Genomic DNA, 11,990 nt, shown 5'->3' on the forward strand with positions numbered 1-11,990 from the left:
AAACCGTCCGTGGAAACGGGGTAGAACCCGGTGTGCTCTACCGCGATTGAGTTTAACCAGGACGGTGATCCGGTTTATTTCTCATGGCGCGAGCAAAAGGAATACGCCCTATCCCTCACCTCTTTGGTCACTTCCGTTAAGTCTGACCAGTTTGACCTCTTTGGGGGTGCAGCATGACCACCATCCCCCCACGCCTTGACCAGCACGACGACTATGAAGATAAGCCCCAACGCTTTTATGTCGTCGCCCCGAAGTCAACCAAGCTCAAGTTGTTAAAAGAGGCCTGTGCCCGTGGTGTAGACCTTTATGACCTTGCTGGCGCGGTGTTGACGGCGTGGCTTGATGCTGGGTGTCCCTCCGTTTTTCCCTCCCCGTCATCGTCGCCGGTCGCGGACGTCAAGGAAGGTGGCAAATGACCAGGGCAAGGCTGCGTAGCACCGTAGGCTCTGGCCTTGCCCTGGTCATTTGTCGCCTTACTGTCCGCAAACAGACCGGCGTCGTTGGCGGGGTGGGAAACCCTCCCTTGATTCAGAGTTGCGAGCGGTTTTGTTCTTCAAAAAAAGCGCCTTTGCCGATTTATCGGCGCCCTTCTTCTTTTGATCTTAGGCAAGCGGAGCGCGGCAGGTTCGAGGGATCGTTACCCGTAAGGGCCAGTACCTTAGTACTGGGGAGTGAAACGAGTAGAGCCCGGCCCGTAAGGGCGAACACAAGAATTTAAGGATTTGGTTATGGATGATGATGCTCTTTCTATTTTTTTTGTATTTCTCATTTTTTTGGCTGGGTTGGTTTTTGTTTTTTATACCGATGATGACTCTTGTACCCATTCACAGGAAGAACGTTATGGAATTCTACAAGGAAGGCCAGTTCAGCTACACGAAGTGCGGGAGCTACCGGACCAGAGAGTTAACACCGGGACTTTTCATTTCTGAACGCGCATGGGGCGCCTTTGAAAAGCCCATAAAACTGTATGCCCCTTGGTGCTTCATTAACTTCGCCAAGACCGAACGTGAAGCCAGGGCACATTGCAGAAAACACGCTAACTCGCGTCGCCAACTGGATGCGAAGCAGATTTTAACCGAGCTGGGCATACCGACCAGCTAAACCAACGCAAGAGGGTAACACCATGGACCTGCAAATGAACCTGACCGTATACGGCGTAAATAAAGTCACTGTAGATCGTGATACTTACTGTTCCGTGTTCTGCGGTCAGCCTGCCAGCGATCCTGCCGCCACCAAAGGCAGTGAAGTCATGAAACTCAGTGCTGACCCGGTTGTATTCGACCAGGTCGGTGACCTCAAGCCCGGTGATGATGTCGAGTTCACTGCCATTCTGAAACGTGCTGCCGGTGGCAAGTCTCAGCCGTTCCTCACTGGCGTCATCCCAAAAAAAGCGCAGCCCGCCAGCCAGACCACTAAGCCGGCGGATAAATAAGGGTTTGGCTCTGCGGAATGAAAACACAAAGGCTCCATCTTCTGTTTTTATTTCGCGGAGCGATTGGGTCCAGCGTCACGCTGGTCCGGGTTTGGGCCGGACAGGCCCAAGGTTTAAAGGGTAGATCATGAATTTAATAGCGTGTCAGGACGGCGAATGGCAGCAAGCCGAAGACGGCGCGGCGCTCTGCACTGGCACGCTACAGAATGTCTCCGGTGGTGGTCCTTTTGGGCTACCACCGATGACATACGCCGATGCTAACGGCCTGCTGTTGGCTATCGGTTCACTCTGGGCGGGCGTCTTCATTGTAAGGCAAGCGCGCCGTTTATTTGGATGAAAGGAGAACGTTATGGACTTTACCGGTGTTGATACGGCCATCACTGATGGCCTGACTGATCTGGGCCCCATTGCCCTGGCGATTGTTACCGTCTCTGCGGCGGTTCTGATCTTCAAGATCGTCAAAGGCATGATGGGCGGTCGTTAAGCCCTGGACTAAGGGGCTTCGGCCCCTTTTTTTATCGGAGAACAAGATGGAAGGGGATTTCGGACCGTGGATCTATTTTTTCTCTATGTTAACCGCATTGTATTGGCTTCTCAGCATCCGCTGAGAGCGTCTAGCCTTTCCTCTTTAATCTGGTTTTCTCGGCGCGTTCTGTTTGCTCTTTTCTTCAGTGTCTGCCTAATTGCCGCATCCCAGGCTCATGCTGATGAGGAGATTAGAGCGGATGCCTCTGTTTCTCGCTCCTATTGTATCCCCGGCACCTTTGGCGGTAGGTGCGATTATCAGCAGTCTAACGGCAACACTATCGCCGAAAATAACCAGCAAGCATGCGATGATTTTGCTTCATCCACTTCCTTTGGCAATTGCTTTAACGACACCAATTCATCGGGTAAAAAATTCTGGACTGCTGTTAGTTGCCCTGATGACGGCAATAACTACACGATTATTGACGGCCCGTTAAATGGCACCAGCAACACTGGCGCTTCTGTACCTGAATATGAATGTGTAGCAAATCAGCCTCCTCCCGAGTGCGGTCACCCAGATGGTGAGCACCAAAGCATCACAACTCCTGTCCGGCAAGGCTCTACGTGCTTTGACAGCTGTGTATTTAACAGTCCTAGTAAGATCGTCTGTGTCTTTTTGAACGATGGCACAAGTAGTTGTCGTGCCGATTACACCAGTAGCGGTGACTATTGTTCTGATGCTGATGGTGAAAGTGCCCGCCCGTTCGCTGATTACCTCGATGATGAAGGTTGTTATTCATCTACCGATGGTCACAAGTACTGCAGTTCACCTGATAGCGATACCTGCCCTAATTCAACGGTTGTTGACGGTGTTCGCTATTGCCGCGCCCCTGATGAATGCAATGACTCTAGTTGTTGGGACAGCGATGGTGACGGCATTCCTGACAGCGAGGATGCAAACCCTTCTAACCCCGATGCGGACGGTGACGGCGTGACTGATGGCGAGGACCCTGACCCCAACAACGCCGATAGCGATGGTGATGGCATTCCTGATGGCCAGGACACTGACGCGGATGGTAACGGCGTCCCTGATGCTGATGAATCTAACTGTGATCCCAGCGACCCCAACTGTACTGATGATGCTGAGCAGGGCACCTACGGCGAAGGTAAATGCACAAAAGACGAACAGACTGATCCCGACTGCAAATCGAATATGGATGCAGTCCAATGCGGGATTTTTATCGAGCAATTTCGCCAGCGTTGTCAAAGCAAATTACAGCATGAAGATATTGTAGGCACGGATGAATATAGAGACGGCCCCTCTGTCAGCGACACAGATAACGATGGGAATAAAATACCCGGTAAGGAGGTCAGTGCTTCAGGCCTTATCGGAAACCTCAAAGAAGACGAAGTCCAGTTTTCTAATGCTTCATGCCCAGCTGATCGCACCTTTTCGATGCCCGGTGCAATCGGTGGATCGTTCACGATTAGCTACGAGCTGATCTGTGACGGTGCCACTATGATCCGCCCCGCAATTATAGCCCTCGGCTATTTTCTCTCTGCGATGATTTTGATGCGCAAATTCTCAGGCTCTGGAGGTGACGACTAATGTCTGCATTATTGCGTAGTGTCGGCGTTTGGCTCTTTGGATCGGTTGCCGGCATTGTTGCTCGTGTCCTGGTTTCCCTCGGCATGGGTACGGTGGCTTATATCGGTATAACGGATATGGCCAATTCACTGGTTCAGATAGTTTCAGAGAAATTCGGGGCTGCTGCCGATTTTTTATACCTCGCTGGCATGGCCGGATTCGACGTTTTTATTAGCCTGATAATTTCTGCTCACCTAGGGCTTATTGCCTGGACCCTCGCTGCAACAGGGTTTAAGCGCATATCGTTTATGGCCGGCAATCCGAGCGGGGATGAAGGGGGCAGCTGATGTTTGTCTTGGTAACGGGTGTGCCTGGTGCTTGTAAGACCAGCTCCACCATTCAGCGTTTAATGTCAATCACGGATCGTCCGATCTTTTATCGCGGCATCCGCTTTACTGACAAAGGCAGGTCTAAGCTAGGCTGGCTGGAATTCACTGATGATCAGTGTTTGAACTGGCCTGATCATCTCCCTGACGGTTCAATCTTGGTTGTCGATGAATCACAGGAGTTGTGGCCTGTTAGGCCGTCATCCAAAGCGGTCCCCCCTGGATTGAGTGCGCTAGAAAAGCATCGCCACCGTGGTGTTGATATTTATTTCATCACTCAAGAGCCTGGACTTCTCGATTCGCACGCTCGCAAGATTGCAAACGAGCATTATCATTATATCAGGCCTTTTAGCGGTCCCTTTATTCAAGAGTATCATTCAGGCATTGGTGCTATTTCACCGAGCAATCGTTCCGACCTCCGCCGCTGCTCAGTGACAAAAAAACGTCTGCCTAAAAAGGTGTTTGGCCTTTACATAAGTTCGGAACTCCACACTCATAAATTCAGTGCTCCGCCAATTCTCTATCTGTTTGCTGCGGTGATAATCATATCCGGTGCCAGCTGGTGGTTCTTCTTTCACGACTTTTCACTTGGTGACGCTGATCCGGTCGAACAGGCCGTGCCGGGCTCTCCTGCATCTAAGATGCGTGGTGGCATCCCTGACGGCCCAGTTGATTGGGCATCGATCAGCAAGCCCCAACTGTCATCTCTGCCGTATTCGGCGCCATTGTATAGAGAACAGGCTCTCACGGTTAAATCTGCGCCCGTTATACACGGTTGCATGTCGTTCCGATCCGACCTATCGGATTGCACCTGCTACACGCAGCAGGGTACTCGGATCCGTGATTTACCGCTGCCCGTGTGCCAGCGGGCGCTTGAGGATGGCGTATTTAATCACATGGTGGCTGATGCCGATCTTGGCTATCCAATGCCCGGCAACCGCCAAGATGGGGGCGCTGAGGGACGAAGCGCCCCATCTGGCGATGCCGGGTATGGTCAGCCTGGTCGCTGAGACGTCCCTGTAACACGTCTTATAAAAAGAGATAAGAAACCACGTTTTCCCACATAGAGGCTCGTTATGGCTAAGGCACCGACTCATTGCTTGTCCTTTGATGAAGATATGACCGAAAGCCCTTTCGGTCGCATCTTCATCGATTCCGGTACGGCTGATGTTTTCAATCTTTCGGATGTTAACGTTGTTCATTTTGGCGTTGATACGGTTCGACAGCTGTATCGTGGCCGATTGCGGCCTGAGCTTCTGGCTCTTTTTGCAGAGCCCGGCCTGGTCGACTTTGCCGGTGAGCGTTGGCACGCTGGCCGTGTCGGGCGTGATTCCGGCTATCAGTTCAAGTTGCAGAATGCCGACCTCGGTCTGATTCTCCTGATAAAGTCATTTCATGCCTCTAATGATGCTATTGCGCATCACCTCAAGGTCGAGGTTTCACCACACTGCATCCGCTCTGAGTCGCCGTATGGCCTCCAGCAGTTGATGAATCGCTTTGCTGACGCTGTATTGCTGAGTGCTGAACCCGCACAATCAGCGGTTCATATCGCTGTCGACTTGCAGGGTTGGGCTCCTCCACGTGATTTCGAAGGCCACGTACATTGTCGATCACGCCGCTCACAGTCGTATAGCGGCATCGACAGTGTAGACTTTGATACCACCTCAGCTGTCTATGGCCGCGGTGAAACATTTACTTTCGGCTCGGTCAGTGCTGTCCAGCTGTCTGTTTACAACAAGTCACTTGAAGCTAAGTGCCGCGACAAACTCGACTTCTGGCGCTCTGTATGGGCAGATTCTGGCCGCTATGACTATGATCAGCCTGTCACCCGTGTCGAGCTTCGTTTCCATCACTCTGTGGTCCAGCAGTTTGCTGATGGCTCGATTAATCAGGAAACGGGTGAAGTCATTGCGTCTACTGACTACTTTGGCCTTCACGCCCACCTCGACGGCCTTTGGCAATACGGCTTACACGCCTTCAAGTACCTGCACCGCCCGGGTGTGTATCATCCTGTCTGGACTCTTCTGGGCAATCAGCTGCTGTCTGATGATAATGAACCTGTCGAATACAAGCGCTACTACAAGAGTGCTTCGGGGTTTTCAGGAAAGAACGTTGAGTTACTCCTGGGCAATTACATATCGTGTGCAGCTCGCCACCGAATGAGTTCAGCGCAAGCTTACAAGGCACTTGAGCGGCTTCCTTTTTTCGACCTTCTCATCGAGCATTATCGAGACAAGGGTATGAAGACGTGGGAGTTCAAGCAGCATTTCCGGGACCTGCTTGAGGAACGCTACATCCGTTATGGTAGGGCTGTATGATCAAGCCGCTACCTGATGGCCGCTGGCATGTCGATATCGAACCAGTGAAGGGTCAGCGCCATCGCAAGACCCTGGCAACAAAGGCTGAAGCCAAGCGCTTTGAGTCGCTAATGCGAGTCAAATACCTCAAAAATCCAGAGTGGAATCAATCGGCAAAGGATAAACGCCACCTCGAGGATCTGATTAACCGTTGGTTTTTGCTGCATGGTCAAACACTTAGCGATGGCCTTCGCCGAAAGCAATCAATGCTGGGTGTCTGCTCACGCCTGGGTAATCCCGTTGCTGCGAGACTAAGTGGCCAGGTCTATACTGAGTTCAGGTCAAACGCCCTTAGCGCTGGTTCTGCTGGTAAGACATTGAACAATCAGCTTGGTTATCTTCGTGCCATGTATAACGAACTGGCCCGCCTTGGCGAGATTACCTATCCCAATCCATTGTCTTCTGTCCGGATGCTCAAGCTGCAAGAGCGTGAGCTTTCCTACCTAACTACCGAGCAGATACCCCAGCTGTTCAAGTCCATTCGCAACACGTGTGAGCTACCTCACGCTGAGTTGGTTGCGATAATTTGCCTGTCTACCGGCTGTCGGTGGGGGGAGGCCCGCTCACTCACACCAGATCGTGTAAAGAGTGGTCAAGTCACTTTCGTCAATACAAAGTCTAAGCGCGCCCGGTCGGTCCCCATTAGCAAGGAGTTGTCGGCTCGCATACATCGCCACTTCAACGCATACGGTCTGTTCACGCGTTGTGAACCTGCGTTTGACAAGGCGCTTAAGCGTTCGGGCATTAAGTTGCCCAGGGGGCAGTCTACCCATGTCTTACGGCATACGTTTGCAAGCCACTTCATGATGAATGGCGGAAATATCCTTACGCTGCAAAAGATACTGGGTCACGCGACTGTGACAATGACCATGCGCTATGCACATTTAGCGCCGGATCATCTCAGGGAAGCTATAGGCCTGGGCCCTTTGACGGGAAATGTCCTTGCCGACATTTTTTCGACTGATTAAAACAATGATGCGTAAAACATTAACTAAATCAATTAGTTAATGGTGCGCCAGGAGGGAGTTGAACCCCCACACCTCTCGGCACCAGAACCTAAATCTGGCGTGTCTACCAATTCCACCACTGGCGCGCAGGGCGGCTATTGTAGCAGCCGCCCGGCTAAAAACCAGTGCTGTCAGCCACCCTGCAAAATGCGATACAGCGCCTGCATATCCTTATCGAGTTTGTCGACTCTGGCTTGCAGGCTCGTCAGCTCCCGGGAGGACGTGGCAGGGGCCGGCGTGGTCGACGCCGGCGGAGCCGCGGCGGCCTGTTTCGCCACGCGATCCACCTGAACGCGCAGTGCCTTGAGGCTGCTGTCCAGGTTGTCCAGGCGTCCGGTCAGGGCGCTGGCATCCTGCTGCTGCCGGCCCAGCCGGGTCTGCTCCACGCTCAGGGTGCGCAGCCGGGTGCCCAACTGACGGATATCCGCCCGCAGGGCACTACTATCGGAAAGAGTGTCATCAGAATTGCTGGCCGGCACCACTGCGGCGGGCGTGCGCAGATCCGCCAGGGCCTCCTGTAACTGCTTTTGCTCGCCACGCAGGGAGGCCACCTGCTGGGCCAGCTGACGGCTGTGCTGCCAGGCCAGAATGGCGAACACCAGGGCCAGCACTGCCAGCAGCCAGGCCGCCCACAGGGGCCCCTTGCTGGCGCGCTGCCCGCGCGGGCCACCTTGCCCGCCATGCGGCGGTTGCGTCAGTGGTGTGAGTAACGGCACTGGCTCGGACGCGGCAACTGCCAGCACGTCCTGATTGAGCCCTTCCAGCCGGCGCTGCTTGTTCTCGGGCAACCTGGCCATGGCGATCCCTGCTTGTTGGATTGTTATTGTTGTACTGGCTGAAGCTTAGCGCTGCTCCAGCTTGTCCAGACGATTGTTGACCTGCAGGCGGTAGGCGTCAAATGCCGCCACCGCGGCTTCCACGTCATCCACCCGGCTGCCCAGGCTGGCGTAGTTCTTCTGCGCGCTTTCCAGTTTGGCCACGCTGTTTTTCACCGACTGGTTCTGGCGCTCCAGCTGCTTGACGTTTTCGGCCAGCACATCGATCTGCGTCTGCATCTGGCTGATCTGCGACTGCCACTGGCTGCTGCTCTTGTTGATGGCATCCACCGCGCTTTGCACCTGGGTCTTGAGCCCCGCCACCTGCTCGTCAATACCCTTTACGCGGCTATCGACGCTGGCCTGGCTCTTTTTCACCGCTGCCAGGCTACTGGTCATGCTGCCCAGCTTTTTGCTGTTTTCCTCGATCAGGTCCTTGTTGCGCTTGTTACTCACATCCCAGAGCTTGCGGATCTCATCGCGGTTCTTGTCCAGTGCGCTGCCGTGCTGTTTGACGGTATCAAGCAGCTTGTCGGAAGACTGATTGAGATTTTCATCCGTGGCAGACAATTGCGACGCCAGGTTACCCAGCTTCTGACTGGACTCGCTCATGCGGTTGTCCAGCTGGGCACGCATCTCCCCCATCTGCTGGTTGAACCAGATTCCCATGGCCACCACCAGCGCCGCCAGCAGCAAGGTGGCTACAATCCAGCCGCCACCGGAACCGCCCCGGGGTGTTTTGGCTGCCGGCGTCTTGCCAGTAGCCTTGCCGCCACCGGCGGGCCTGGCTGTTGAAGGCGCCTGGCTGGCCGGGCGCTTGAGAGGTTTGTCATCCACGGCGACCTCGTCCAGATCACCCAGGTTTACTTCACGATCTCGTGTCATCAATCGATCCTGACTCAAAGGGGCATACGGTTACTGCAACGCTTACTTATCTGACGCCTGACCTTCCTGGGCATGTTCCTCAAAGAGGCCTTGCTCGGTGGCGTAGTAAACCATTTTACCCAGTTCGTACTTGCCATCATCGTTCTTGACCAGGGGCAGAAAGATCACCCAGGGCCGCACGTCGCGATGGTCCACTTCGGCCCAGACGCCCAGGGTCTTGCTGCCATCCTTGTTATCGATCTTGTGCAGGCGGAACATGGCCATCATGTCCACCTCCGGCTGGGCCTTGCCAATATCACGCAGCTTGACGAACAGGTGCTCGGCCCATTGCTCTTCCGGCGGGGCATCTTTCTTCTTGCCGGAATAGCCGATGGCTTGCACCTTGTCGCCGGTCTGGATCAGACCGAAAGGGTAGAGACCACCGGACTCGTGAATGGCCTTGAGTGACTCACGGATACCCGCCTGGGCCAGCTGATCCATGGCCTGCTGCTGGGGAGATTTTTCCGCCTGTTGGCCGGCCTGGTCACCCTTGGCCGGGGCCTGCGCGGCCAGTACGGGGCTGCACAACGTGCCCAGCAACAGGGCAAGAATACCGATATTACGCATAAAACTACCTGTTATTGTCATCATCGTCGGGGATTGGACCACAGCCGTGGCGTAGAGGTCCCCGGTTGTGCAGCGACGCTATCAAACTTCCCCCCGGGCCGCCAGCGAGACACAAAAAAGGCCGCTCGAGGCGGCCTTTTCCGTGCCTTAACGGCAGATCACGCAGGATCAGGCGGCAAAGTTCTTGGCCGCGAAGTCCCAGTTGATCAGGTTCCAGATGGATTCCAGATACTTGGGACGGGCATTGCGATAATCCACGTAGTAAGCGTGCTCCCATACATCCACGGTGAATAGCGGGGTCTGGCCGTTGTCGTGGGCGATCGGGGTGTCGGCGTCGTCGGTGTTGACGATTTCCACGCTGCCATCGCTGTTCTTGACCAGCCAGGTCCAGCCGGAACCGAAGTTGCCAGCGCCCTTGGCGTTGAACTGGGATTTGAATTCCTCGAAGGAACCAAATGCCTTGTTGATGGCGTCGGCCAGCTCGCCGGTGGGCTCACCGCCACCGTTGGGGCTCAGGCTGTTCCAGTAGAAGGTGTGGTTCCATACCTGGGCTGCCTGGTTGAACAGGCCGCCTTCGGCAGTCTTGATGATCTCTTCCAGGGATTTGCCTTCGTTGTCGGTGCCGGCAACCATGTCGTTGAGCTTGGTCACGTAAGCGTTGTGGTGCTTGCCGTGGTGGTACTCCAGCGTCTCGGCAGAAATGTGCGGCTCGAGAGCGTTTTTCTCAAACGGAAGCGGCGGAAGTTCAAAAGCCATAACGTTGTCCCCTGACATCATGTTGCCCCGCTGCCTCAATGCAACGGGAGAGAATTCCCCGCCGGCGCATCCTATGATCGCCAGCGGCCGAACGATAATAACAAGCTACCGGCGTCAATCTCCACCGCTGCCCTGTTCAATGAAGCCAATGCCTCTGGCTGCCATAGCGAAAGGCTATGTCGATGGCGGACCTGTGACCGGCAGGTCCCTGACACATGGGGCGTATTAAAACGCTTTCAAGTACAATGCGCGGCAAATTTTACTTACTGAGCCTTGGAACACGGTTGGCGTTGCGCGCATCCGGTTCCTCAATGCACTGGTTTGGCAGGAGAAAAACATGTCTGATGATGCAATTGTCATTGTAAATGGTGCCCGCACCGCCATGGGCGGCTTCCAGGGGGCCCTGGCCCCGGTGACCGCACCGGAACTGGGCGCGGCCTCCATCCGTGAAGCCGTGGCCCGTGCCGGCCTGAAGGCCGAGGATGTGCAGGAAGTGATCATGGGCTGTGTGCTGCCCGCGGGCCTCAAGCAGGGCCCGGCCCGCCAGGCCATGCGCAAGGCCGGCCTGCCCGACTATGTGGGCGCCACCACCATCAACAAGCTGTGTGGCTCCGGCATGAAGGCCACCATGTTTGCCTTTGATTCCATCAAGGCCGGCACCAACGACATCGTCGTCTCCGGTGGCATGGAGTCCATGACCAATGCCCCCTACATTCTGGACAAGGCCCGCGGCGGCATGCGCATGGGCCATGGTCAGGTTTACGATCACATGTTCCTGGACGGCCTGGAAGACGCCGAAACCAGCCGCCTGATGGGCTCCTTCGCCCAGGAAGTGGCCGACAAGCGCAGCATCTCCCGCGAGGACATGGACAACTACGCCATCGAGTCGCTCAAGCGCGCCCAGGCCGCCATCGACAATGGCTGGTTCAAGGACGAGATCGTCCCGGTGACCGTGAAGACCCGCAAGGGCGAGACCGTGGTCGATACCGACGAGCAGCCGGGCAACGCCAATATCGACAAGATCCCCACCCTGCGCCCGGCCTTTGCCAAGGACGGTACCGTCACCGCAGCCAATGCCAGCTCCATCTCCGATGGTGCCTCGGCCCTGGTACTGGCACGCGAATCCGTGGCCAGCGAGCGCGGCCTCAAACCTCTGGCACGCATCCTGGCCCATTCCACCAACAGCATGCACCCGAGCGAGTTCACCCTGGCGCCCATCGGTGCCACCGAAGCGGTGATGAAAAAGGTTGGCTGGAGCGTGGACGACGTGGATCTGTTCGAGATCAACGAAGCCTTCGCCATGGTCGCCATGATGCCGATGATCGACCTGGGCATTCCCCACGAGAAAGTGAACATCCACGGCGGCGCCTGTGCCCTGGGCCATCCGGTGGGCTCCACCGGCTCACGCATCATCCTGACCCTGATCCACGCGCTCAAGCGCACCGGCGGCAAGCGCGGTGTGGCCAGCCTGTGCATCGGTGGCGGTGAAGCCACGGCGGTGGCCATCGAGCTGCTGTAAGCCGTCTGCAACCCGCAGTACACCGAACGGGGCCCAAGGGCCCCGTTTTTTGCATCGCCATCAAGGCGATGCGCCCTATCCGGCGGTTTCTCGACAGCCTGTTAAAACTCTGTTGCATTTTCCCGGCACAATTCGCCCTGCGGCTTATACGCAAAACCGGATTTCAGCTGTACC

Annotated in this window: 14 protein-coding genes and 1 tRNA gene; 10 read left to right on the forward strand and 5 right to left on the reverse strand. The window is 55.5% G+C overall.

All coding sequences use genetic code 11. The features are described from left to right. Positions 1 to 173: 173 nt before the first annotated feature. From A11A3_RS17725 to A11A3_RS09405, 9 genes are all read left to right on the forward strand, one after another. The gene (locus tag A11A3_RS17725; RefSeq protein WP_008929052.1) at positions 174 to 416 is read left to right on the forward strand and encodes a hypothetical protein; all 243 of its coding nucleotides are present in this window, start codon (positions 174 to 176) and stop codon (positions 414 to 416) included. A 424-nt stretch (positions 417 to 840) separates the two neighbouring features. Next, positions 841 to 1,101 (forward strand): hypothetical protein, encoded by a 261-nt coding sequence (locus tag A11A3_RS09375; protein ID WP_157375552.1) that lies wholly within the window; start codon positions 841 to 843, stop codon positions 1,099 to 1,101. Between the two features lie 22 nt (positions 1,102 to 1,123). Beyond that, positions 1,124 to 1,432, forward strand: coding sequence for a hypothetical protein (locus tag A11A3_RS09380; protein ID WP_008929054.1), 309 nt, complete (start codon positions 1,124 to 1,126; stop codon positions 1,430 to 1,432). A gap of 349 nt (positions 1,433 to 1,781) precedes the next feature. Then, positions 1,782 to 1,916, forward strand: a complete 135-nt coding sequence (locus tag A11A3_RS18050) for a major capsid protein (protein ID WP_237738848.1) — start codon at positions 1,782 to 1,784, stop codon at positions 1,914 to 1,916. 66 nt (positions 1,917 to 1,982) lie between these two features. Continuing rightward, positions 1,983 to 3,506, forward strand: coding sequence for a virulence factor TspB C-terminal domain-related protein (locus A11A3_RS17730; protein WP_157375555.1), 1,524 nt, complete (start codon positions 1,983 to 1,985; stop codon positions 3,504 to 3,506). After that, positions 3,506 to 3,832, forward strand: coding sequence for a DUF2523 family protein (locus A11A3_RS09395; protein WP_008929057.1), 327 nt, complete (start codon positions 3,506 to 3,508; stop codon positions 3,830 to 3,832). Before A11A3_RS17730 ends, A11A3_RS09395 begins: the two co-directional genes overlap by 1 nt. Next, positions 3,832 to 4,881, forward strand: coding sequence for a zonular occludens toxin domain-containing protein (locus A11A3_RS17435; RefSeq protein WP_083851727.1), 1,050 nt, complete (start codon positions 3,832 to 3,834; stop codon positions 4,879 to 4,881). Before A11A3_RS09395 ends, A11A3_RS17435 begins: the two co-directional genes overlap by 1 nt. Positions 4,882 to 4,947: 66 nt before the next feature. Further along, entirely contained in the window at positions 4,948 to 6,189 is a 1,242-nt protein-coding gene (locus tag A11A3_RS09400) for a phage replication initiation factor (RefSeq protein ID WP_008929059.1), read from the forward strand. Then, entirely contained in the window at positions 6,186 to 7,196 is a 1,011-nt protein-coding gene (locus A11A3_RS09405; protein WP_008929060.1) for a phage integrase, read from the forward strand. Before A11A3_RS09400 ends, A11A3_RS09405 begins: the two co-directional genes overlap by 4 nt. Positions 7,197 to 7,236: 40 nt before the next feature. On the opposite strand, the gene A11A3_RS09410 is transcribed toward A11A3_RS09405, so the two are convergent. The 5 genes from A11A3_RS09410 to A11A3_RS09430 form a co-directional block, all read right to left on the reverse strand. Further along, positions 7,237 to 7,321, reverse strand: a tRNA-Leu gene (locus A11A3_RS09410). A 45-nt stretch (positions 7,322 to 7,366) separates the two neighbouring features. Further along, positions 7,367 to 8,032 carry a hypothetical protein gene (locus tag A11A3_RS09415; RefSeq protein ID WP_008929061.1) on the reverse strand — a complete coding sequence of 222 codons (666 nt, stop codon included), beginning with the start codon at positions 8,030 to 8,032 and terminating at the stop codon, positions 7,367 to 7,369. Positions 8,033 to 8,077: 45 nt separating this feature from the next. Then, positions 8,078 to 8,935 carry a hypothetical protein gene (locus A11A3_RS09420; RefSeq protein ID WP_008929062.1) on the reverse strand — a complete coding sequence of 286 codons (858 nt, stop codon included), beginning with the start codon at positions 8,933 to 8,935 and terminating at the stop codon, positions 8,078 to 8,080. Between the two features lie 42 nt (positions 8,936 to 8,977). Beyond that, on the reverse strand, positions 8,978 to 9,541 hold the full coding sequence (locus tag A11A3_RS09425) for a hypothetical protein (RefSeq protein ID WP_008929063.1): 564 nt from the start codon (positions 9,539 to 9,541) through the stop codon (positions 8,978 to 8,980). Between the two features lie 168 nt (positions 9,542 to 9,709). Further along, positions 9,710 to 10,297 (reverse strand): superoxide dismutase, encoded by a 588-nt coding sequence (locus tag A11A3_RS09430; protein WP_008929064.1) that lies wholly within the window; start codon positions 10,295 to 10,297, stop codon positions 9,710 to 9,712. Between the two features lie 337 nt (positions 10,298 to 10,634). Here A11A3_RS09430 and A11A3_RS09435 point away from each other — a divergent pair, with 337 nt between their 5' ends. Next, positions 10,635 to 11,816, forward strand: a complete 1,182-nt coding sequence (locus A11A3_RS09435; protein ID WP_008929065.1) for an acetyl-CoA C-acyltransferase — start codon at positions 10,635 to 10,637, stop codon at positions 11,814 to 11,816. Positions 11,817 to 11,990: the final 174 nt, after the last annotated feature.

It is taken from the genome of Alcanivorax hongdengensis A-11-3 (assembly GCF_000300995.1).
Lineage (GTDB): Bacteria > Pseudomonadota > Gammaproteobacteria > Pseudomonadales > Alcanivoracaceae > Alcanivorax > Alcanivorax hongdengensis.